The organism is Sneathiella sedimenti, from assembly GCF_017313765.1.
Lineage (GTDB): Bacteria > Pseudomonadota > Alphaproteobacteria > Sneathiellales > Sneathiellaceae > Sneathiella > Sneathiella sedimenti.
Genome location: NZ_JAFLNC010000001.1, coordinates 318,368 through 339,054, shown reverse-complemented (window position 1 = coordinate 339,054; position 20,687 = coordinate 318,368). Strand labels below are relative to the sequence as shown.

The following is a 20,687-nucleotide window of genomic DNA, read 5'->3' as shown; positions in this document are numbered from 1 at the left end:
TATTTGACAGATCACGCCTTGACGTTTACGTTAACGTCAATTTTATTGTTGGGGTCACTTGTAGGCCTTCTACTGCAATTTATAGACAGTTTTGGTCTAATCCTGAAAGGAAAAGAAGATGGCGACGCTCGAAGAGATTACCGAAGGCATGCGGGAACGTGTTGGAGAGGATAGCGGTCTTGACGCGACACTGAAATTTGATTTTGGTGACGACGGTATTGTTTTTGTTGATGCGGCGTCCGTACCAAACACCGTCTCCAATGAAGACAAGGAAGCCGATTGCACTATTACCATTACAAAAGAGAATTTTGAGGCGCTGGCGAACGGCGAGTTGGACCCGACGACCGCCTTTATGATGGGTAAGCTGAAAGTCGGCGGTAATATGGGGATTGCCATGAAGCTGCAGAGCGTTTTCTCCTGAAGCCTAAATTTTTTTGCCTCTACAGGTGAATTTTTTCTGTACCTTTTGGCCATGAGCCATTATGTAAGGCGCTTCGAATTTAAGTTGGAAGCGAGTGGAGCTAGTCACATGACAGCGAGATCAGCACGGAATGGCCGCAATCAAGGCGGCAAGAGCCGCAAAAAAGGCGGCGGTGGTAGCGGGGCAGGCCTGACAAAGAACAGCCGGTCCAATCAGCAACGCGCTGCCCGTAAAATGAATCTGAAGGCACATGGTCGTCATTCGGCCCGTCGTCAGTTGAAGAAAGTCCAGGCCGCTACACGCGTCGCTGCCTGAGTATTACGTCTTGTAAAAGAAGGGCGGTTCCGATTTAGCGGGACTGCCCCTTTTTTTGCGCTTTTGAATGATATTGGGTATGTGGTTCCCCGATATTCTCGTTTGCCGGAGCACCGGACCGTCCAAAGGCTGTATGTCGCTCCTCGGCGGCTTGAATAAGAAGTGAAGCCATTGCGGCGACGGAGAGACATCTGATTCGGATCATTGTGTGTTTCCATATTGCGAATGATTTGCATTATTAAATAACAGCGGTGCAATCGCGTCAATAGTTATTAAGAATGATTCGCATTATATTTCTCGGGTGGATCAGAGTTGATCAACGGCGATGTAGCGTTCGCCCACATTGTCGTAACGGGTCTCGAATGACCAGCCATCCCGTTCCGCGGCGAGAATGATGTTCGCGCAGGCGCGGCTGTCGGACAGAGCGTCATGATGATTGAGCTCCAGCCCCAGGAAATGCGCAACATTGGGCAGCTTTGTCGGACGCACTTCCCACATTCCCCGGGCAAGCTTGACGGTGCAGGTGAACTCCTGGTGCGGTATGTCGATATCATGGCGAACACAGCAGCTTTGAAGCACCCGAGAATCAAAACCCGCATTATGTGCCGCAAGGAAATCCACGCCATCGAACAGGGGGGCGATATCGGGCCAGAGCAAGCCAAAGTCCGGCGCATCCATCACATTTTCCCACGTCAGGCCATGGATATGGGTAAAATAGAATTCCGGAGTTGGTGGTCGGATCAGAAAGACCTCTTCCTGCACAATCCGGCCATTTTCACCCCGGACGAGCCCGATGGCGCAAGCACTATCGGGCGCGGTGTTCGCGGTCTCAAAGTCAATCGCAAGAAATGTACTCATACGCGCCTCTTGCGCTCCTCTTTAACTGCTTAGGCAGAAGCCTCCGCTTTCTTGCGCGCTTCGTACTTCAGTTTTTCTTCCTCTACAAGCTCCTTCTTGGAAAGCTTGCCGACCAGCGTTTTCGGGAGTTCAGGCCGGAATTCCACCGCCGCGGGAAGTTCGTGCTTGCCCAGCTTGTCTTGCAGGAATTCACGTAATTCCTCTAGGGTGAATTCTTCGCCGTTTGGTGTCAGTTTGATGAAGGCCTTCGCAGCCTCTCCCCGGTAGTCATCGGGAATGCCAACGACCGTTACTTCGGCAACGGCCGGATGTTCGAAGATGGCTTCCTCAATAATACGCGGATAGACGTTAAAGCCGCCGGACGTGATCATGTCCTTGGTTCGATCTACAATGTGCATATAGCCGTCTTCATCGAGATAGCCCGTGTCACCGGTCAGGAAAAACCCATCGACAAAACTAGCTTCAGTCGCTTCTGGTTTGTTCCAATATCCTTTCATGACGTTCGGCCCCTTGATCGAGATTTCCCCGATTTCCCCTGTGGGCATAATTACGCTCTTATCGTCCACACCGAGAATGCGGATTTCAATACCCGGGAGTGGAACGCCTGCCGCACCCGAAACACGCTTGTCAGTCATCGGCGTGGAAGTTCCCGAAGGAGACGTTTCCGTCATGCCCCAACCTTCGAGCAGGCGGCAACCCGTAACTTTCTGAAACTTTTCCTGCACCTCTAGTGGGAGGGGTGCGCCGCCTGATGCACAGAATTTCAGGGACGAAAGATCATAATCCTTGATGTCCGGATGGCTGGCAATGGCCATATACATGGTTGGTACGCCAGGAAAAACAGACGGTTTCTTCCTGTTCAGGTCCTTCATCACATCGTTCAGCTCGAACTTGGGATGAAGAATAATCTCGTAGCCGCCGGCGATGCCGAAATTCATGATCACAGACAGCGCATAGATATGAAAGAGCGGCAATACAGCGAGCACCTTTTCAACGCCGTCAACAAGAACTCCGTCCTCCCCCTCCTGCATCCTGCGAAACTGCTGACAGGCGGCAATAAGGTTCTTGTGGGTCAGCATGGCGCCTTTCGGAAGGCCCGTGGTGCCACCGGTATATTGCAGCACAGCCACTTGTTCTGCCGGGTTTGCAACAGGGCTCGCCTCTATTTTTCCATCATTCGCCAGAAGTTGCTTGAAGGTCAGATGCGCGTCATCGTTCGGGATCTTTGAGATCTCCTTCGACTTGACGATCGGGTATAGGAAATTCTTTGGAAACGGGAGTACTTCCTTGAGACAGCCGACAATAATCTTCTTCAGCCGTGTCTCTTTCAGCATTTCCGCGATATTCGGATACAGTACTTCCAGGTCCAGTGTGACGATGAAATCCGTATGGCTGTCTTCAATCTTGTGGCGCAACTCGCGTTTCGCATCGAGCGGGGAATAGTTAACCACTGTGCCGCCGGCCTTCAGAATGCCAAAGAAGCAGACAATGTAATGCGGCGTATTTGGGAGGTACAGGCCAACATGGACGCCTTCCTTTACACCAAGCGCCCGGAACCCTTTTGCGGCCCGATTGACTAAATCGTCAAGTTCCGCGTAGGTGATGCGCTTGTCCATGAAATCAATGGCGAAGTTATTGGGCCATTTCGCAACGGTATCATCAAGAAGTGCATAAACCGGCTTTTCTTCAATCTCGATTTCCCAAGTTACCCCTTTGGGGTAAGATTTCTCCCATAGAAATTCAGACATGGTTCTCCCCAGAACATATAATTTCCCTGCATTAGAATCAGGTTACGTTGCAAAGGGTAGACTGGTCAATCGAAACTGTGCGCGGCAATTTTAGTTTTAGAGGCGATCAAACCCGTCGGGTCCGGCACCGCAGATTATAACGCCGATTTTTGCGGCGGGAGGCGGATTGAATCTCCTGGATTGTAGCGCAGCAATAGCGGCGGCGGCAGAAAGTTCGACCCCGAGGCCGACATTTTGCCAAAGCCACTCTGCCGCGCTTTTCATTTCCGTATCTGAAACGAGAAGGATGTCGTCAACAAGGCTTGATATGATCCGGAAATTAATATCCTCCGATCTTCTCGGGGCAAGTGAACCCGCCTGCGTTTCGATTTTTTCGAGAGTGACCAATTCGCCAGCATCAATACTATTCCTCAAGGTCGGTGCGCCTGCGGCCTCTACACCGATTACCTTTATGCTTGGCTTAATTGCTTTTGCTGCCGCCGCCACGCCCGAGATTAGCCCGCCGCCGCCGATGGCAACCAGCAAAACGTCGAGGTCGGGAGCATCTTCAAGAATTTCTAGGCCCAATGTTCCCTGGCCCGCAATCACCGTGGTATCCGCAAAGGGGTGAACATAGCGCATCCCCTTTTCTGCGGCAGCCAGTGCAAGGGCGTTTGCATCATCCCAAACGGCACCTTCAACAATAACCTCTGTTGCAATCTTCTGGAGTTTCTCGATTTTCGATGGGGGAGTGCTTTTGGGAAGAAAAATCGTCGTTTTGGTGCCGGTCATTGCGCCAGCGGTGGCGACCCCCATGCCGTGATTGCCGCCAGAAGCCGTGACCAGACCTTGCCCGAGTTCCTCCTTCGAGAGACCAAGAACGGTATTGAGCGCCCCACGTATTTTGAAGGAACCGGAAATCTGTAGATTTTCAAGCTTTGCGGAGACAAGCAAGTCATTGTCCAGCAAGAACTCCATTTGCGGCGTCCGGCGAATGTGCGGTGCAAGTTTCTGTCGTGCGGTTTCAAAGTCTGCAAGCGTGATATCTGCGGTCATGTTTCCCTTATTTCCCAATAATCTTCCAAATTCCGTCGGCCGCCAAAATCCGTTCGCCCCTGACCTGCAATTCACCGCGCACGAATACGACAGCCATACCTTTACGACTGATTTCCGCTCGTGTCTCGATCCAATCGCCAGGTTTGGCGGACGCGACGAAATTACAGTTCAGGGAAATAGTTGCACACCGCTGTTTATCGAGGGCGCGCCAGATAATCTGACCCAGAGCCTCATCGAGAAAGCTGATTAGCATTCCGCCATGGATAACGCCGTTGCCATTGGTGTGGCCTTCTTCCGCAAGAAAGCCATAGATAATACTGTCGCCGTCCGGCTTGTAATAGAGAGGGCCAATTTTTTCGGTAAAACGGCCACGCGAGGCAAAGGGAAGAAACCCTTCCGGAATTGAGGAACTTGTCATTTAGGGAACTCATTGTAATTTTTCTATTTAAGTATCGCAATTATCGGGCATTGCGCAAGAGAGTTACCCTATTAGTTATGAATGGAGGCCCTTGACGGGCAAGGGTCTGGTAATGTTACGCTGGAGCAGTAGCAAAGAGGATTTAAGGGTATGAGTGCAAACTGTTGCGGGGGCTCGAATTTCGATAAGGGGGCGGAACAACTTACCAGCCGATACCGAAAGATCCTGTGGGTCGCTCTGATCGTCAATGGCGGGATGTTTCTCGTCGAGATCTTTGCCGGGCTTGCGGCGGGCTCTGCCTCGCTTCAGGCCGATGCGCTGGATTTTCTGGGTGACGCCGGAAATTACGGGATCAGCCTCTTCGTTTTCGGCATGGCTCTCCGCGTCCGTGCGAAGGCCGCGTTATTCAAGGGGGTGGTCATGGCCCTGTTCGGGTTCTGGGTGATTGGTGCCACCATTTCACACGCCGTTTCAGGAACATTGCCTGGTGCGATGACCATGGGTGTCGTCGGTTCCGCGGCCTTTGTCGCCAATGCTGTGGTATTTATCCTTCTATGGTCTTACCGGTCAGGGGACAGCAATATGCGATCCGTCTGGCTGTGCACCCGTAATGATGTGCTTGGGAATATTGCGGTCCTGATCGCCGCGGCCGGTGTTGTTGGTACCGGTACCGGGTGGCCGGACTTTATCGTTGCAGCTGTTATGGCATTTTTGGCTCTACAAGGTGCCTGGGTGGTAATCCGTCAGGCGCTCGGTGAAATTAATGAGGAGGACGAGCGGCGTCCGTTGCCCTCCTCCTTGAATTAATCAAGCATGGTCATTTGACTTTACATAGCCGTTTCGTTCGGCATTTTCGATACATTCCTCTTTTTCCGCATAGCCCTGCGTCGAGGCGCCGACGATGCGTCCGTTCGGTGCAGTCCGCCGCCAACGCCATTTATGGTGTTTGGCATTATGATCCTGGTAAAATTCCCACTTATCTCTGGCGCCTTTATCTGTCATCCTGATCTCCATTGGCTAAATATAGATTTAGACGCACCAGCCATGGATTTGTGAGAATGTAAAACAGAGGCCGCTGTAAATTTTCGTTTATGAAACTGGAGCCCTAATGAAGACCGTCATTATCGAGACCGACAGGATTTACGTGCCGAGCAAGGCCCGCAAGCTTCTGGATAGGGATCGCGTTGATACCCTGGCAGAGGATATTCTGGAGAATGGCCAGAAATCGCCCATACAGGTTCGCCTCGGGCAGGACCGCTATGTCCTGATTGAAGGGTTGCACCGGCTGGAAGCGGTCAAGGCCTTGGGCGAAAAAAGCATCGACGCCGTGATTGTTCAGGCCCGGCGGCACTGACATGTTCAGCCCGCGGCATTTTCCATCAGCCGGCGATAGAACTGGATGATCTCGATATAATTGTCGATGAAGAGTCGCTCGTTCGTGCCATGGACACGCGCGAGATCGTCCGGGCCAAAGCGCATCGGAATAAAGCGGTAACTGTTCTCGGCAATGCCTTCGTAATGTTTACTGTCGGATCCCGCAAGCATCAGGCCCGGAGAGACCAACACATCGGGCAGAGTCTCACGGATTGTTTTCTCGATCAGATGATATCCTTCCGCCGACTTGCTGGAAACGCGGGAGGGCTCGTTCCCCTGCTTTACGGCTATAACAATATCCGGATCGTCCACCACCGTCGCAACATGCTCGACAACATCCTGAATACTTGTGCCCGGCAACAAGCGGAAATTGATCGTTGCCGTTGCTGTTGATGGCAGGACGTTATCTTTCGTACCGCCTTCCGTTATGGTGACGGCCGTGGTGGTGCGGACCATGGCGTTCGTCGCTCCTCCCTTGCCGAGCTCGGCTACCAACAGAGGGTCGAGCAGCCAGCGGTTCGATATGATGGCTTTGAGGGGCAAGGGCATGTGCGGCGCAAGCGTATCGAACATGTCGGATGCCGGACTGATGAGTGCTGCCGGGAAGCGGTTTTCTTCAAGGCGGGAGATAGCCCTGGCGATCTTCCCAATCGCGGTTGTTCTTGGTGGAATGGAGGAATGGCCCCCTACCGTTGTCGCGGTCAGCTGAAGAGTAAGGTACCCTTTCTCCGCAAGCGCAATAAAGGCAATCGGGTCTTCAATTCCGGGCATGAGTCCCTGTACGACAACCATGCCCTCATCCAACGTGAAGGCAAGCTTGACGTTCCGCTCCTCCAGTAAGGCAGCAATCTTGCCTGCGCCATTTTCGCCGCCGATTTCCTCATCATGGCCGAAAGCAAAGTAAAGGGTGCGTTTGGGTTTGAAACCTTCCGCGAGCTGGAGCTCGGCAGCTTCAAGTATCGCAAAGACGGACAACTTGTCGTCCAGGGTGCCGCGCCCCCAGATTGCACCGTCCCTGATCGCACCGGAAAAAGCATTTTCCTGCCAGTCGCCTTCCGTGCCCGGCTCCACCGGGACAACATCCATATGCCCCATCAGCAGGACAGGGCGCAGGGTCGAATCGCTCCCTTCCCATGTGTAGAGAAGGCTGTGCCCGCCGACGACCTCGCGTTTAAGATTCTCATGGACGCGCGGGAAGGAATTGCTGATCAGAAGATGCAATTGATCGAATTCCGCGCTGGCGGGGGCGTCACCCGAACCGGCGGAGATTGTCCGGATGCGAACAGCCTCCGCCAGCCGGTTAGCGGCAGCGTCGGCATCGATCGCGGACATTTTGACCGCGTCGATAGCAGGCGTATTTGCCTTATTTGTGAAAGTGTTAAAGGCCATCACCCCGACCAGGACAACAATCACAATGACGACGATAAGACCAATTTTCTTGAACATCCCAGTGGCGCCCCTGTTCGAATTTTTACGGTAATCCTTTTCCAGAAGGGTGCCGGATGGTAAATACAAAGGCAATTAAAATAAAGGGAGCGAGGCGATGGCGCAGGAAGAACGCAAGAGCGCAATAAAGGAAACTGTCGACAAAATTCGAGAGGCAGCCGGAAATCGGAAAATTACGAAAGCTGTACTGTACGAATTCCGCAAGGAACTGATCGGGCTGGCCCAACGTCGGGAGCTTTTTACAATTGAGGATTTCCCTCCTCCCGGCCCGGACTCGAAACGCCGGAGTTGTCTCTATCGACTCTCTGAAGACCAGGATCATGGTCTTGCGCTTTATCTCAACGTCGCCAGCGGATCCGTAAACGCGCCGCCGCATAATCACACAACATGGGCCGTCATTGTCGGGATAGAAGGGCAGGAGGAAAACCGCTTCTATAAAAAAGTACCGGATGGGGTTGAGCAAATCGCGAGTCATGTCGTGGAACCGGGAACAGGCGTGACCATGCTTCCGGATGAAATACATACCATCCATATCGAAGCGGAGAAACCGGTGTTGAACTTCCACATGTACGGGCTTGGACTTGAACAGTTGGATGGGCGAAATTTCTGGAACGACAATACCAAGGAATGGAAGGTTTTTCCCGCGCACACAGATATCCGTGAGGCACGCAATTGAGTTTTAGGACGATTACGCCGAAGGAAGTCCGCGCGATAATGACGGACAACGCGGGGGAGTACGCGCTTGTAGATGTTCGGGAGCAGGGCGTTCACTCAGAAGGGCATCCGTTCTTTGCCGTTCCGCTGCCGCTGAGCAAATTGGAGTTACGGGCCTCGGCGCTTCTGCCGCGCAAATCAGCACCAATTTTTATTCTGGACCAGGGGCCCGAATTGTCACTTGGCGAGCGGGCAGCAGAGAAACTCGCGGAACTTGGATATAACGAGATATGTCTTGTAGAGGGCGGCGTTGTCGGCTGGCATGACGCAGGGTATGAGCTTTTCACCGGGGTCAATGTGCCAAGCAAGGCATTTGGCGAGTTCGTCGAGGAAACATACGGCACACCGCATGTGACAGCCTCTGATCTAGCAGCACGTCGTGATGCCGGGGAGAAAATAGTCGTCCTGGATAGTCGCCCGTTTCCAGAGTATCACCGCATGTCGATCCCCGGTGGGGTGGATATGCCGGGGGCGGAGCTGGTTCACCGTGTGTATGAGACCGTCGAGGACGAAGAGACACAGATTGTGGTCAACTGCGCCGGTCGAACCCGCAGTATCATCGGGGCGCAATCCCTGATAAATGCAGGAGTAAAGAACCCTGTCGCGGCGCTGAAGGACGGAACAATGGGGTGGTATCTTGCCGGGCTGGAGCTTGCCCATCGGGAGGATGCAGTTGCACCATTCCCCGGTGATCAGGCCCTGTCTCGGAGTCAGGGGTCGGCGAAGGATGTGGCTGTACGCTTTGGTGTCACGCGGATTGACAGGGCGCAACTAGAGTCCTTGCGAGAGGAGGTGGAAGATCGCAGCCTATATATCCTCGATGTGCGAAGCGAGGAGGAATATCTAGACGGTCATCTTCCAGATGCTCGCCATGCAGCGGGGGGACAGCTGGTTCAAGCAACCGATGAATATGTCGCAGTCCGCAATAGCCGGCTTGTTCTTGTCGATGATGACGGGGTCAGGGGGGTGATGACCGCGTCATGGCTGATCCAGATGAACTGGCCCGAGGTTTATGTCTTTACCGCGACTGAAGACGAGTTGACAGCCACCGGCCCGGCGCCAACGCCGGATATCGCGAAAGCGCCGGTTTTATCCGCTCTGGAGCTTGATGCGGTGCTTGCCTCGGGTGAGGCGGTTGCCGTGATTGACCTTGCAACCTCCCTCGAGTATCGAAGCGGGCATGTTCCCGGCGCGTTTTGGGCGATCCGCGCGCGGCTAGCGGAAGACCATATCTTTATCCCGGCGGTCGGGCTGATCATCCTGACCTCAACAGATGGAAGCCTTGCCCATCTTGCGGCACCTGAAATCGAAAAGCTGCGCCCGCAAACGATCGTGCGCGTTCTCGATGGTGGCACGAATGCCTGGGCAAAAGCGTCCCTTGCGATGGAAAGCGGCGAAACCAACATGTTGAGCCGTACGGATGATGTCTGGTACAAGCCCTACGATACAAACGATCAGGAGGCGGTTCGGCGGCGAATGCAGGAGTATCTGGACTGGGAAGTCGGGCTGGTACAGCAGATCGAACGGGACGGACTTGCCCGATTCCGGAAATTTTGATTTTGGAGTGGTTGGATACCCGCGTATTTTACCCTCGTTAACCTAAGGGAATGCTTGCCTTGCAGGGCCCTGAAAGGCATATTGAATGCCACGCTTGCAATGAAGAAAAACCCGTCTTAGCATGGTGCATAAATGGGCCCCAAGAATCCCATGACAATAATGGAGAACCCGATGGATTTATCATTTAGTAAAGAAGATTTAGCGTTTCGCGATGAGGTTCGTGAGTTTCTCGCAACCTCCTTGCCGGCTGACGTGAAGGACCGCTGTGATCGTGGCCTGCACCCAACGAAGGAAGGTCAGACCAGATGGCAAAAAATTCTTAACGAAAAGGGATGGATGGCACCGAACTGGCCTGTTGAGTATGGCGGAACCGGCTGGACCATCACTCAGAAATACATTGCCGCACAGGAATTCGGCTATGCGGCCGCGCCAGTTGCGACACCCTTCGGCGTGAGCATGGTTGGTCCGGTGATCTATACCTTCGGTAATCAGGAACAGAAAGACTATTATCTGCCACGTATCCTGAATTCCGACGACTGGTGGTGTCAGGGCTATTCCGAGCCGGGTTCCGGTTCGGATCTTGCGTCCCTGCAAACGAAAGCGGTTCGCGATGGCGACGACTATATCGTCAATGGCCAGAAAATCTGGACCTCCTACGCGCATTATGCGGATATGATTTTCTGCCTGGTTCGGACAGACAGCTCGGCCAAGCAACAGGAAGGTATTTCCTTCCTTCTGATTGATATGAAGACACCGGGCATTACCGTAAAGCCGATCATCGGGATTGATAAAGAGCATAGCCTGAATGAAGTTTTCTTCGAGGACGTGCGAGTCCCCGTCGCCAACCGTATCGGCGAGGAGAATAAGGGCTGGACCTATGCAAAATTCCTCTTGGGGAACGAGCGGACAAGCATTGCTCGCGTTGGCCGCTCCAAACGGCAGGTTGAACGGCTGAAGGAGATTGCGAAGACTGAGCGCTGCGGCGGGCGTGCGCTCTCGGAAGATCCTGATTTCATTAACAAGCTGACCCGCATAGAAGTTGACCTGATGGCGCTGGAATTTACCGAGTTGAGAATGCTTTCCATGATTGCCAACGGCAAGCAACTCTCTGCCGAGCCCTCCCTCCTAAAGATCAAGGGAACGGAAATACAGCAGCGATTGACGAGCCTACTTGTTGAATCCCTCGGAATGTATGGCGCACCCTATGAAGCCGAGCGGTCTTACGCGGGCCGAAACGAAGCTCCGGTTGGGCCGGATTATGCAAACGGTCCGATGGCCGAGCATCTTTATCTGCGCGCCGCCACGATTTACGGCGGCAGTAATGAAATTCAACGCAATATCGTCTCCAAAATGGTTCTGGGATTATAAGGATAACTATAAGATGGATTTTGAACTTTCCGATGAGCAGAATATGCTCAAAAACAGTGTCGAACGGTTCGTGAAAGATAATTACTCGGCCGAGGCACGCGCGAAACTCGCGGATACGGAACTCGGGTTCAGCCGGGACCATTGGAAAACGATGGCGGAACTTGGCTGGCTTGGTATGCCCTTTCCAGAGGAAGTCGGCGGATTTGGCGGCACTGCCGTTGAAACGGCGATCATGATGGAGAATATGGGGAACGGCCTTGTGTTGGAACCGTTCCTGAGCACCGTCATCTTGGGCGGCGGCCTGGTCGCGGAAGCGGGCAGCGAGGCACAAATTGAAGCGATCATTCCCGAGGTTATCGAGGGTAATATGATGCTTGCCTTCGCCTATGCGGAGCCGCAATCCCGCTTTGATCTGAATGACGTTGAAACCACGGCAACGAAGTCGGGCGACGGCTATGTACTGAACGGCCATAAGGCGGTGGTCTATCATGGCACGACAGCGGACAAAATCATCGTTTCCGCCCGCACCAGCGGTGATTCTCGTGACGAGGACGGCATTTCGCTCTTTCTTGTCGATAATAACTCGGATGGCGTAAGCCGCCGTGACTATCGCACGATTGACGGCCAACGGGCAGCGGACATCGAGTTCGAGAATGTAAAGGTTGGCGCGGATGCCCTGCTTGGCAAAGAGGGGGGGGCGTTTCCGGTAATTGAAAAGATAGTTGATCGCGCGATTGCCGCGCTCTGTGCCGAAGCAGTCGGCGCAATGCAGGCCGCGAATAACATCACCAACGAGTATCTGAAAGAGCGTAAGCAGTTCGGCACGCCAATCGGCAAGTTCCAGGTGCTGCAGCATCGCATGGTCGATATGTATATGGAGGCGGAGCAGTCCAAGTCCATGTCCGACATGGTGGCGATGAAACTCGACCTGGATGACGAGACGGAACGCCGCAAGGCGGTTGCTGCCGCCAAGGCGCAAATCGGTCAGGCGGCGAAATTTGTCGGTCAGCAGTCTATTCAGCTACATGGTGGCATGGGCATGACCGATGAATACTCCATAGGCCATTACTTCAAACGCTTGACGACAATTGAAATGCTGTTCGGTAATACCGATCATCACTTCAAGAAATACGCGGCGCTATCTTCATAACTTTACGCGCCAAATTGTAAAAATTAATGCCGGGAGATTTGGTTCTCCCGGCATTTTTTTATGCGTAAACCGCTTCCTTGAAGTGTAGGCGGCAGAGGGCGACATAGCGGTCATTGCCACCAATTTCCTTCTGGGCGCCTTCCTTCACCGGTTCTCCCGCTTCATTCACACGGATCACCATGGTGGCTTTCTTGCCGCAATGGCAGATGGTCTTGAGTTCTCTGAGTTCATCCGCCCAGGCGAGGAGGTACTGACTCCCCTCAAAAAGGTTGCCCTGAAAATCAGTGCGCAAACCATAGGCCAATACCGGTATTTTAAGCTTGTCGGTAATTTCGGAGAGCTGGAAAACCTGATCCCGGGTCAGAAACTGCGCCTCGTCGACCATGACGCAGTCAATTGGCTTTATCTTCGCTTCCGTTTCTATGACGGCCAGAAGGTTGGTGTCCGTCGAAAAAAGGCTCGCCTCGGCCTGCAGACCAATGCGGGACGCGATTTTTCCTACGCCGTAGCGGTCATCAAGAGCCGCGGTAAAGAGAAAGGGGCGCATTCCCCGCTCCTGATAATTGAAACTCGACTGCAACAGCGTGGTCGACTTTCCGGCATTCATAGTGGAGTAGTTGAAATAAAGCTTGGCCATTGCAGTCCTGATCTTAAAAACCTGTCCAAGGGACGGGTTGCCGTGAATAGGGAAGATAGAGAGGGTGGCCGGGCTGCCCTTTGGCTGTCAGCGACAGGACATGCGGCGTGATCGCGTGTTCTTTAAGCAATTTTCGAACCTCTTCGTGGCGGCCCCTGTAGTCTCCATGCCCGCCCCAGGCGCAGATCACCATATCGGCACTGTTCGCGGTTTGCAGCAGGGCGATATCATTATCCGGACCGACCGGATGAGGGTATTTTTTAAGCTCCCTTGGGTCTGTCGCGCGGTAGGCAAAGATGTTCACTACCTCAAGGGCCCCATATCCCATATCCACCGCGCGGCGGTGACATCTTTCAATCGTCGGGTCATTACGGAATTCGTCGGCGGTGGACGGGTTGAGCATGATGAACGCCACAGACGGACCTTCACTCCAGCGTCGCCACAGCCGGTACCGGTAGGCACCGCAGGAGCTGAAGTCCGCGCCGGATTCTCCAAAAAACTCAGGCTGCATCTCTATCCGGGAAAAGTTCGCCCACTGTTCCTTCGGTCCAGATTGGGCGCTTTTTCATTATGTATGCAAAACGTTCTGACGACAGAAAATCGTCGAGCCAATGTCGCAGTCGCGGGTAGGGAGAGGCGTCAAACCATTTGGTGTCGGAATTCGCGAATTGCCGAATGAAAGGGAAAATGGCGGTATCGGCCAGCGTAATATTGTCCCCTACCAGATAGCGGTGCTCGGATAAATTTCGCTCAAGTTTCTCAAAGAACTCCTCGCCTTCCTGCCGGTAGGCTTCCCGCGGCTTTTCCGGAAAGCAGACGTGATACTTGTATCGATCAAGGCTGGTCTTGAATGGACCGTCATTTTCCTCAATCAGGGGAAAGATCTGGTCGCGTTTCGCCGTATCTTCCGGTAACCACCTGTTCGGGTCATTCTGTGTAAGTGCCCAGAGCATGATATCCAGGCTTTCCTCTAAAACACTGCCATCTGGCAGCGAGAGCACGGGAACAGTGGCTTTTGGGCTAGCCGCGACCATGTCCTTAGGCTTGTCTTTTAAAAGGATGTCACGCAGCTCAACCGTTACGCCCGAATAGGCGATCGCCATGCGCGCCCGCATCGCATAGGGGCAGCGACGGAAACTATAAAGAACGGGCAGTAGGAACTCCTCTGGACGATTGGCGAGTCTGGGCATGTCTATATTTCAGGTTTTTGGTATTGGCCATGGATATTATCGCAATGGCGTCAAGAATAGCGAAACTTGCCAGGATTTACCAGCGTAGGCGATTTACCCGGCGACGCATGGCCGCGCGTAGCGTTTCCCGGCGTTCGAAATCGATATCGATTATGTCTTCTTCTTCCGGGAACTCGAACGCCGGAATTTCCGACTGACTGGCTGAGCCGGCTTCATACCATTCGGCCGCTTCGGTATCGTTCTCTTTTGCTGGATGCAGATCGACGACATCGACAGTTTCTCGCTGGGTGGGCCGTTGGCGAGTACGGTTACGCGTCGGGGATTTCAGGATATCGATTTCCTCCTGCGCAAGTTCAGGAGAAATGAAATAATCCGAAGCTACGTCCTCCGTGGCCTGAGAAGAGGACGCAGTGGCCCTGTCTTGCCGTGGTGACCCTTTTGTACCAAACCGCATTTCAGGTGCAGGTTCGCCAAACTGTATCGGTTCCTCGAAAGTTTCATAAACCTCCATTTTAGGAGGAGGTGTATATCGATACCGTTGAGAACGCTCCCGATATGCCTGCTCGTTTCTGGATTCCCGGTTTGAATAGGAGGTTCTTGATTGTTCAAACGTTGCGGTGTTTTCTTTGAGGTACGGTAGTTGCGTTTCAATCCGCTCAACAAGCGTAAGCATCGCGTTCTTGAGGCGCAGGTTTCTCTCGCGCAACTGCTTGTTCTCAGCGAGCAGTGCACGTTCTCGCGCCGACACGATATCGGCTTGGCTAAAGAGGGGCCTTCCACGATTGTGGCGAGCGAAACTCATGTAATGCGTTTTTCCCGTCTCATTCTAAAATGATTGGTTGCAATCCCGATTAAAAAAAACCGATAAGAATAGTTTTGGATCACTTTTGGCATTTTAGCGGGGAATTAGGACGGAAACTACCGAAAAAACTAAGTTTTATGGTTAATTTAGAGCAAAATTACAACAAATTTTATGAAAAATAAGAAAATGACCGGAAACCAAAGCTGTAGGCCACCGAAATCTCGGTGAAATTGGAGTTTTTTCGTAAAAACTATAATTTATTCATGAGGTTATGGTTAACGCGAATCAGCATTTCCTCAGCCAACCTGACATCGAATGTTAGAGTTAGTTCTGGGCGACAATATCTTCCATCCGGCAGTTGCCCATCGGATAGGTTTTTATGATCTGGCATGATCTGTTCATGTCGACCACGAAATTACCCTGACAACTATTGAAGCTTATCCAGCCCTGATAATTGTATTCTTCTCCGGAATCGCTCTCTGAGATATAATAAGTAAGATAGTCAATCTTAGAGATTTTATTCCGGTCTATATTCGTGTCGTTGATTTGCTGTTCAACCACGGGTTTGCAATCTTCAGGACCGAAAGCGGCAATACCCTGTTGAAGGTTTGACCCGTTGCTTGAGCATGACGTAACGGCAATAAATGTTATTCCGCAAATCAGTATTTTTCGAAGATTCTGCATTGAACACCTGTTATATTTTTAAGTGGGCGCCCCGGATATAGAAGCCGCCGGATTTTCTCTTTATTGTCTCATGTATCGTGACGCAGGGATTAGTCAAATATTTTATAGGTTGGCGCTGAAAATTTATGATGTCAGCCTGATATCGATCGACGCCAGACCCTCAACATGGCCGAGGACATGATCGCCTATGGAAAGGGGGCCAACGCCCGCCGGTGTCCCTGTGTAGATCAGGTCGCCCGGCATCAGGATAAACGATTCCGATAGGACAGAAATCACTTCATCAATCGTCCAGATCAGGTCAGAGATGGTTGCGGACTGACGTGTGTCGTCATTTACCGTTAGCCGGATTTTCGCGTTCTCGATATTTTTAATCTCAGTGGCGGGCGTAATCGCGCCGCAGGGGGCGGATTGATCGAACGCTTTGCCACTATCCCATGGCCGTCCCTTCTCCTTGGCGATTTTCTGTAAATCCCGGCGTGTAAGATCAATGCCGACGGCGAAACCGAAGATATGCTCCTTTGCGTCACTTACAGGGATGTTTTCACCCTCTTTTCCAATCGCTACCACAAGTTCGACTTCGTGATGTAGATCATTTGTCGCTTTGGGAAAGGAAATTTCCGCGCCGCTTTCAACAATAGCGTCGGCCGGCTTCGTAAAGAAAAATGGAAGCTCTCGGTCGGGGTCTCCCCCCATTTCACGGGTATGTTCCGCATAGTTTCGGCCAACGCAGAATATTCGCCTTACCGGAAAGCGTTGATCGGTGCCGGCTACGGATACGGATGGGGTTTCAGGCGGAGTGAACACATAAGCCATCGGGGTTACTTTCCTTCTGCGTTCTGTTGCCAGCTCTTGAGATCTTTCAGCAACGTTTTCTGCGCAGCCTCATCGAGTGCTTTGAACCATTCTTCAAATCCGCGGGAGAGGTCTGCCGCAGTCAGTTCCTCATCATAGGCGTTGAACAGCATTTCTTTATACTCGTCCAGGCTGTCACACTCGAACTCGTTGTCATTCGGGTCAAAGGTCTTGATCTTTTCCTGAGCTTCATCCTTGGCCATCGCGGCAAAGAACGGAATGTCTTCTTCCAGGTCAAAGCCGCCCCAGCCGAGCCACCAGGCGTCGCTTTTAGGAGTCCCAAGATCCCAGGCATACATAACTTCAGCCTCGATATTCCGGGCGGCTCTTTTCGCCTCGGCCTCCAGCTTGCGGGAATCTCCTGTTTCGTTTAGCAGGACCCGCGCGACCTTGAAGTAGCCTGTGCCGTTCGCGTTCCAGGTTGTAATGTATTGAGCAATATTATTCTGGCGTGTCACCGTTGTTTCCTTTACGAAGAATCTGGCTCATTCCTCGAGGTTTGAGCGTAATTTGTCAAGCGCTCGTCGATCCGCCTTTGTCGGCCTGCCGGCACCGCTGTCCCTTTGCGCGACGGCGGAGTTGGCAGGGTCTGTTTCCGGCGCTTTCTTTTCAGGTGGCGCCAGGTCTTCGTAAAGGGTCTGTGCTTCCGGTGCCGGCCCGCGGCGGGTGCCGATATCGCGAATACGGATCACGCGAATATTTCGGCCCTGCGCGAAGGTAAGGACATCTTTCGCCTTGACTGTCGCACTTGGTTTAGAGGTGACCACGCTATTGATGCGGAGCTTCCGGGACTGAACAAGCTTTGCCGCCAAAGACCTGCTTTTGAAGAATCGCGCATACCACAACCATTTATCGATACGAATTGTGGTAGCTGCCGTTCCTCCGCTGTCTGTCATGCGTTATTTTTTACCTAGTGTCTTTAAGATCGCAAACGGTGAATCCGGATCAATTTCCTTTTGCTTCGGCTGCGGCCGCTTTTGCACCGGGCGTTTGCTGCCAGTCTTCTGGGTACCTTTAGCTGTCGACTGTGGCCTCTCCTTACGGTCCGGCTTTGGTCCTTTCTTTTTCTTTTTGAAAGACTTCCGGCGATAGGTCAACTCGTCGCCTTCCCCTTCAGCCACATAGCCCAGCTTGTCAAGAATAAGGGAGAATTGCTCCCGTGTGGTTCCGACGAGGGAGAGCATTTCATGTGTAGGCTTGAACGGCAGATTGCGCGGTAAGTCCTTTTTCTGGTCCTTGGTTTCCGGCGCGGCGGGTTTTTCTTCCGATGGCTGCTCGATCGCCGGAACCGGATTTTCGGCTGTCGCTTCTGTCACCTTATCTAACTGATTTCCTGCTGCCTCGGATGTCACGGAAACAGCTTGTTCCTCTTTCGCGGCCTCTTCCGGCGCGGGAAGAGCAGATGTCTCGTCGGTCTTTTTAACCTCTGGAATTTCCTCCGGCTTTTCGTTATCGCCCTGTTCAGCAACCGAATCGACCACAGCCTCTTCTTGAACGGGCTGCGTGTCGACGGCCGGCTCTTGCGGTTTTTCCTTGGCTGGCGCCGCTTCCTCGAGTAATCCGCGAGAGGCGCGGCGCAGCAGTCCGGCAAGCCGGTCCAGCATATCCACGCGAACAGCGAGCTTGTCAAAAACTGCATAACCCGCTGTCAGATAATAGGTCCAGGGCAGCTTGCCGTCCGTTTCAAATGATACCCGGCCGGCCGGTGGAGCGGGAGGGATTTCAGAACGTTCCTGGTAAATCGCCCACAACAGGCATCGAAGCGCCGTTGGATCGGGTTTCAGCAGGATTGGCATAAAGACATGTTCGTACCCAACGCGAATACCGCCGAATTTTAAGCGCCCGTAATCCTTTTTTTCCAGCAGGCGAATCTGGTCACCAAGTTTATAGCGGGGCATGGCGCCCAGATTTTCGCTGACCTGAAAGGCGATCCCCCGGGCGGCACCGGTAAGCGGTAGCGTCTCGAGTTGGACAAGCGGTTTCAAGCGAGCCTCGATCTGTGTTGAAACCCAGTCACTTAGCCGTTTGGATGCCGCATCCTGCGCGCTGCCATTCAATTGCTCACTCGCCAGGAGCAGGACGCGCGGCTTCAACACGGAATCACCCCTGGCAAGACTTGCTACCGGCGTGTCCTGCCATATCAATTTGCCCTGCGGATCAAGAGTAATGTCGGCATCTTGCGCAGCCGAAAGCTGCGCGGCCCGTGCTGCGATTTCAGCAGCAACAGCCTTGTTGCCGATATTTCGGAGCGTTCTGGCTTCAGTGTTATTCAGGCTGGTGTCGGCGTTAAATCTCAAACCTGAGAGGGTGCCCAGAAAATGTCCCTCTACGTGGACTTCCCCGGTTTCGCTAATCTGTGCTTCCAATTGACTTCGGTCTTTCAGTTTTCGCACCAACATCGCGGTGCGTCTGTCTACAAATCTTTGCGTCAGCCGTTCATGCAGAGCGTCTGACAATTTATCTTCAATAGTTCTCGCCGTTTCCTGCCAGTATTTATAATCATCCATCCAATCGGAAACATGGGAAATATACGTCCAAGTGCGCGTATGGGCAATACGTGTTGCAAGTGTGTCAATATCACCATCAATTTTTTCCAGACTTTTAAGGTGACCCGCAACCCAGTCAGGGGGCAACTTTCCGGTTGGCCCTTGTAGGTGCAGGAATATTTCCCGAAGCAGGCGAACATGAACGTCATGCAACGTCTTGCGAAAATCCGGCACCTGGCAGACTTGCCATAATTGACGGACCCCTGGCATCGACTGTGAATAACGGCGTACCTCCTCATCCTTGATCAGCATCTTGAATGCATTATAGTCATCGGGATCCCGTGGCGACACCATCCCGTCAATCCCGGGTTGCGTTTCAAGTGATCTTAAAAGATCACGTGTTGTCGTGAAATCGAGATCCAGATTGCGCCATCTTATCTGGCGAACAGCGTCAAAATTGTGACTTTCTATTCTTTCAATCAGTTCATCTTCCAAGGGTTCCACATTGGCCGTGGTACCAAAACTGCCGTTATTCATATGGCGACCGGCACGGCCGGCAATCTGGGCAAACTCGGCGGGAAGCAGACGACGGGACAGCGCGCCATCATATTTGACGGTTCCCGCAAAAGCGACATGGTCGATATCCATATTGAGTCCCATACCGATGGCATCCGTCGCAACGAGATAATCCACGTCGCCTGACTGGTACAGTTCGACCTGGGCATTTCGGGTGCGCGGAGACAGGCTGCCCATAACGACGGCGGCCCCGCCGCGCTGGCGTCGGACAAGTTCGGCGATGGCATAGACATCACTTGCCGAGAAGGCAACAATTGCTGTGCGCGGCCTCAGTCGGGATATCTTTTTCGCGCCCCGATAGACAAGTTTCGAAAACCGTGGCCGGGATACATAGGACGCATCGGGTATCAACCGCTTGATCCAAGGCCGGATCGTTTCCGCGCCTAAAAACAAGGTTTCCTGTCGACCCCGCGCATACAGCAGTCGGTCCGTAAAGATATGCCCGCGCTCCGGATCTTCCGCGAGTTGAATCTCGTCAACCGCCAGAAACTCAAATCCCCGATCAAGCGGCATGGCTTCTACGGTGCAGATAAAATAAGCAGCCTGTGGCGGGATGATCTTTTCCTCACCGGTGACAAGCGCGACATTTGCGGCGCCTTTCTGGGCGACAACGCGCTCATAGACTTCCCGCGCCAGCAAGCGCAAAGGAAGGCCGATGACGCCGTCAGCATGTCCCATCATCCGCTCTACCGCGAGATGCGTTTTCCCGGTGTTGGTAGGGCCGAGTATCGCGGTTACCTGTCCGGATTGGAAACTGTTTGACGGGATAGTGGTGTTGGAGCGCATTGCAAACCTGGTTGATTGGGAGAGGTGCCGGATGCCCTCGCTACTAATTTATACGGAGCCGTCCTGCCGTGAACAGGAAAATCTGGTGCCCCGCTGCGTCGAAACTCTATTTTATATGTAGGGAATATGTCAGAAATATCTCGCCTTCGGGCCAGAAATTCGCATTATTGAAGAAAGAATATCTAATTCTGGCATTTCAAATATTGTACAAAAACGCATAAAGCTAACGCTCGTTTGGTAATTGTGCAATTCTATGATATAGCTCGCGGC

23 protein-coding genes are annotated in these 20,687 nt (G+C 52.9%); 8 read left to right on the top strand and 15 right to left on the bottom strand.

Translation table 11 applies throughout. The features are described 5' to 3' along the window. The first annotated feature begins 118 nt into the window (after positions 1 to 118). Both J0X12_RS01640 and J0X12_RS01635 read left to right on the top strand, forming a co-directional pair. Entirely contained in the window at positions 119 to 421 is a 303-nt protein-coding gene (locus J0X12_RS01640; RefSeq protein ID WP_207041353.1) for an SCP2 sterol-binding domain-containing protein, read from the top strand. Between the two features lie 108 nt (positions 422 to 529). Then, complete coding sequence (locus J0X12_RS01635; RefSeq protein WP_207041350.1) at positions 530 to 736, top strand: hypothetical protein; 207 nt, start codon at positions 530 to 532, stop codon at positions 734 to 736. Between the two features lie 34 nt (positions 737 to 770). On the opposite strand, the gene J0X12_RS01630 is transcribed toward J0X12_RS01635, so the two are convergent. The 5 genes from J0X12_RS01630 to J0X12_RS01610 form a co-directional block, all read right to left on the bottom strand. Beyond that, a complete protein-coding gene (locus J0X12_RS01630; protein WP_207041348.1) occupies positions 771 to 941 on the bottom strand; it encodes a hypothetical protein in 171 nt (56 codons plus the stop codon). A 101-nt stretch (positions 942 to 1,042) separates the two neighbouring features. Continuing rightward, complete coding sequence (locus J0X12_RS01625; RefSeq protein ID WP_207041340.1) at positions 1,043 to 1,594, bottom strand: 3'-5' exonuclease; 552 nt, start codon at positions 1,592 to 1,594, stop codon at positions 1,043 to 1,045. Positions 1,595 to 1,623: 29 nt separating this feature from the next. Further along, positions 1,624 to 3,342: a long-chain-fatty-acid--CoA ligase gene (locus tag J0X12_RS01620; protein WP_207041338.1), complete on the bottom strand. Its 1,719-nt coding sequence runs from the start codon at positions 3,340 to 3,342 to the stop codon at positions 1,624 to 1,626. 96 nt (positions 3,343 to 3,438) lie between these two features. Continuing rightward, positions 3,439 to 4,377 carry a threonine ammonia-lyase gene (locus J0X12_RS01615; RefSeq protein WP_207041337.1) on the bottom strand — a complete coding sequence of 313 codons (939 nt, stop codon included), beginning with the start codon at positions 4,375 to 4,377 and terminating at the stop codon, positions 3,439 to 3,441. Between the two features lie 7 nt (positions 4,378 to 4,384). Beyond that, a complete protein-coding gene (locus tag J0X12_RS01610) occupies positions 4,385 to 4,795 on the bottom strand; it encodes a PaaI family thioesterase (protein ID WP_207041335.1) in 411 nt (136 codons plus the stop codon). Positions 4,796 to 4,945: 150 nt separating this feature from the next. On the opposite strand from J0X12_RS01610, the gene J0X12_RS01605 reads away from it, so the two are divergent. Then, positions 4,946 to 5,602 carry a cation efflux transmembrane domain-containing protein gene (locus tag J0X12_RS01605; RefSeq protein WP_207041333.1) on the top strand — a complete coding sequence of 219 codons (657 nt, stop codon included), beginning with the start codon at positions 4,946 to 4,948 and terminating at the stop codon, positions 5,600 to 5,602. On the opposite strand, the gene J0X12_RS01600 is transcribed toward J0X12_RS01605, so the two are convergent. Further along, positions 5,603 to 5,797: a DUF1508 domain-containing protein gene (locus tag J0X12_RS01600; RefSeq protein WP_207041330.1), complete on the bottom strand. Its 195-nt coding sequence runs from the start codon at positions 5,795 to 5,797 to the stop codon at positions 5,603 to 5,605. A 106-nt stretch (positions 5,798 to 5,903) separates the two neighbouring features. On the opposite strand from J0X12_RS01600, the gene J0X12_RS01595 reads away from it, so the two are divergent. After that, positions 5,904 to 6,149 (top strand): ParB N-terminal domain-containing protein, encoded by a 246-nt coding sequence (locus tag J0X12_RS01595; RefSeq protein WP_207041328.1) that lies wholly within the window; start codon positions 5,904 to 5,906, stop codon positions 6,147 to 6,149. Between the two features lie 5 nt (positions 6,150 to 6,154). Here J0X12_RS01595 and J0X12_RS01590 read toward each other — a convergent pair whose 3' ends face one another. Next, entirely contained in the window at positions 6,155 to 7,615 is a 1,461-nt protein-coding gene (locus tag J0X12_RS01590) for a M20 family peptidase (protein WP_207041326.1), read from the bottom strand. Positions 7,616 to 7,712: 97 nt separating this feature from the next. Between J0X12_RS01590 and J0X12_RS01585 the strand changes: the two genes are divergently transcribed. The 4 genes from J0X12_RS01585 (at position 7,713) to J0X12_RS01570 (ending at position 12,404) form a co-directional block, all read left to right on the top strand. Next, complete coding sequence (locus J0X12_RS01585; RefSeq protein WP_207041324.1) at positions 7,713 to 8,291, top strand: cysteine dioxygenase family protein; 579 nt, start codon at positions 7,713 to 7,715, stop codon at positions 8,289 to 8,291. Next, positions 8,288 to 9,886 (top strand): rhodanese-like domain-containing protein, encoded by a 1,599-nt coding sequence (locus tag J0X12_RS01580; RefSeq protein ID WP_273543363.1) that lies wholly within the window; start codon positions 8,288 to 8,290, stop codon positions 9,884 to 9,886. Before J0X12_RS01585 ends, J0X12_RS01580 begins: the two co-directional genes overlap by 4 nt. Before the next feature lie 171 nt (positions 9,887 to 10,057). Continuing rightward, a complete protein-coding gene (locus tag J0X12_RS01575; RefSeq protein ID WP_207041320.1) occupies positions 10,058 to 11,254 on the top strand; it encodes an acyl-CoA dehydrogenase family protein in 1,197 nt (398 codons plus the stop codon). Positions 11,255 to 11,267: 13 nt separating this feature from the next. Beyond that, the gene (locus J0X12_RS01570) at positions 11,268 to 12,404 is read left to right on the top strand and encodes an acyl-CoA dehydrogenase family protein (protein WP_207041318.1); all 1,137 of its coding nucleotides are present in this window, start codon (positions 11,268 to 11,270) and stop codon (positions 12,402 to 12,404) included. A gap of 58 nt (positions 12,405 to 12,462) precedes the next feature. Here J0X12_RS01570 and J0X12_RS01565 read toward each other — a convergent pair whose 3' ends face one another. The 8 genes from J0X12_RS01565 to J0X12_RS01530 all read right to left on the bottom strand — a co-directional run bounded on the left by J0X12_RS01565 (position 12,463) and on the right by J0X12_RS01530 (position 20,417). Next, on the bottom strand, positions 12,463 to 13,041 hold the full coding sequence (locus J0X12_RS01565) for a thymidine kinase (RefSeq protein WP_207041316.1): 579 nt from the start codon (positions 13,039 to 13,041) through the stop codon (positions 12,463 to 12,465). A gap of 13 nt (positions 13,042 to 13,054) precedes the next feature. After that, positions 13,055 to 13,552, bottom strand: a complete 498-nt coding sequence (locus tag J0X12_RS01560) for a DUF1643 domain-containing protein (RefSeq protein ID WP_207041314.1) — start codon at positions 13,550 to 13,552, stop codon at positions 13,055 to 13,057. After that, entirely contained in the window at positions 13,542 to 14,231 is a 690-nt protein-coding gene (locus tag J0X12_RS01555) for a glutathione S-transferase (protein ID WP_207041312.1), read from the bottom strand. The genes J0X12_RS01560 and J0X12_RS01555 overlap by 11 nt, the downstream gene beginning before the upstream one ends. 76 nt (positions 14,232 to 14,307) lie before the next feature. Continuing rightward, positions 14,308 to 15,033, bottom strand: coding sequence for a hypothetical protein (locus J0X12_RS01550; protein ID WP_207041310.1), 726 nt, complete (start codon positions 15,031 to 15,033; stop codon positions 14,308 to 14,310). A gap of 807 nt (positions 15,034 to 15,840) precedes the next feature. Then, positions 15,841 to 16,530, bottom strand: a complete 690-nt coding sequence (locus J0X12_RS01545; RefSeq protein ID WP_207041308.1) for a fumarylacetoacetate hydrolase family protein — start codon at positions 16,528 to 16,530, stop codon at positions 15,841 to 15,843. Between the two features lie 5 nt (positions 16,531 to 16,535). Then, on the bottom strand, positions 16,536 to 17,027 hold the full coding sequence (locus J0X12_RS01540) for a hypothetical protein (protein ID WP_207041306.1): 492 nt from the start codon (positions 17,025 to 17,027) through the stop codon (positions 16,536 to 16,538). A 27-nt stretch (positions 17,028 to 17,054) separates the two neighbouring features. Further along, positions 17,055 to 17,465, bottom strand: coding sequence for an RNA-binding S4 domain-containing protein (locus tag J0X12_RS01535; RefSeq protein ID WP_207041304.1), 411 nt, complete (start codon positions 17,463 to 17,465; stop codon positions 17,055 to 17,057). A 3-nt stretch (positions 17,466 to 17,468) separates the two neighbouring features. Next, positions 17,469 to 20,417 (bottom strand): helicase-related protein, encoded by a 2,949-nt coding sequence (locus tag J0X12_RS01530; RefSeq protein WP_207041301.1) that lies wholly within the window; start codon positions 20,415 to 20,417, stop codon positions 17,469 to 17,471. Between the last annotated feature and the right edge of the window lie 270 nt (positions 20,418 to 20,687).

Bases quoted from the DNA above. Each gene is read 5' to 3' on its own strand.
- J0X12_RS01640 (WP_207041353.1), top strand. From the start codon at position 119: ATGGCGACGCTCGAAGAGATTACCGAAGGCATGCGGGAACGTGTTGGA.
- J0X12_RS01635 (WP_207041350.1), top strand. From the start codon at position 530: ATGACAGCGAGATCAGCACGGAATGGCCGCAATCAAGGCGGCAAGAGC.
- J0X12_RS01630 (WP_207041348.1), bottom strand. From the start codon at position 941: ATGATCCGAATCAGATGTCTCTCCGTCGCCGCAATGGCTTCACTTCTT.
- J0X12_RS01625 (WP_207041340.1), bottom strand. From the start codon at position 1,594: ATGAGTACATTTCTTGCGATTGACTTTGAGACCGCGAACACCGCGCCC.
- J0X12_RS01620 (WP_207041338.1), bottom strand. From the start codon at position 3,342: ATGTCTGAATTTCTATGGGAGAAATCTTACCCCAAAGGGGTAACTTGG.
- J0X12_RS01615 (WP_207041337.1), bottom strand. From the start codon at position 4,377: ATGACCGCAGATATCACGCTTGCAGACTTTGAAACCGCACGACAGAAA.
- J0X12_RS01610 (WP_207041335.1), bottom strand. From the start codon at position 4,795: ATGACAAGTTCCTCAATTCCGGAAGGGTTTCTTCCCTTTGCCTCGCGT.
- J0X12_RS01605 (WP_207041333.1), top strand. From the start codon at position 4,946: ATGAGTGCAAACTGTTGCGGGGGCTCGAATTTCGATAAGGGGGCGGAA.
- J0X12_RS01600 (WP_207041330.1), bottom strand. From the start codon at position 5,797: ATGACAGATAAAGGCGCCAGAGATAAGTGGGAATTTTACCAGGATCAT.
- J0X12_RS01595 (WP_207041328.1), top strand. From the start codon at position 5,904: ATGAAGACCGTCATTATCGAGACCGACAGGATTTACGTGCCGAGCAAG.
- J0X12_RS01590 (WP_207041326.1), bottom strand. From the start codon at position 7,615: ATGTTCAAGAAAATTGGTCTTATCGTCGTCATTGTGATTGTTGTCCTG.
- J0X12_RS01585 (WP_207041324.1), top strand. From the start codon at position 7,713: ATGGCGCAGGAAGAACGCAAGAGCGCAATAAAGGAAACTGTCGACAAA.
- J0X12_RS01575 (WP_207041320.1), top strand. From the start codon at position 10,058: ATGGATTTATCATTTAGTAAAGAAGATTTAGCGTTTCGCGATGAGGTT.
- J0X12_RS01570 (WP_207041318.1), top strand. From the start codon at position 11,268: ATGGATTTTGAACTTTCCGATGAGCAGAATATGCTCAAAAACAGTGTC.
- J0X12_RS01565 (WP_207041316.1), bottom strand. From the start codon at position 13,041: ATGGCCAAGCTTTATTTCAACTACTCCACTATGAATGCCGGAAAGTCG.
- J0X12_RS01560 (WP_207041314.1), bottom strand. From the start codon at position 13,552: ATGCAGCCTGAGTTTTTTGGAGAATCCGGCGCGGACTTCAGCTCCTGC.
- J0X12_RS01555 (WP_207041312.1), bottom strand. From the start codon at position 14,231: ATGCCCAGACTCGCCAATCGTCCAGAGGAGTTCCTACTGCCCGTTCTT.
- J0X12_RS01550 (WP_207041310.1), bottom strand. From the start codon at position 15,033: ATGAGTTTCGCTCGCCACAATCGTGGAAGGCCCCTCTTTAGCCAAGCC.
- J0X12_RS01545 (WP_207041308.1), bottom strand. From the start codon at position 16,530: ATGGCTTATGTGTTCACTCCGCCTGAAACCCCATCCGTATCCGTAGCC.
- J0X12_RS01535 (WP_207041304.1), bottom strand. From the start codon at position 17,465: ATGACAGACAGCGGAGGAACGGCAGCTACCACAATTCGTATCGATAAA.
- J0X12_RS01530 (WP_207041301.1), bottom strand. From the start codon at position 20,417: ATGCGCTCCAACACCACTATCCCGTCAAACAGTTTCCAATCCGGACAG.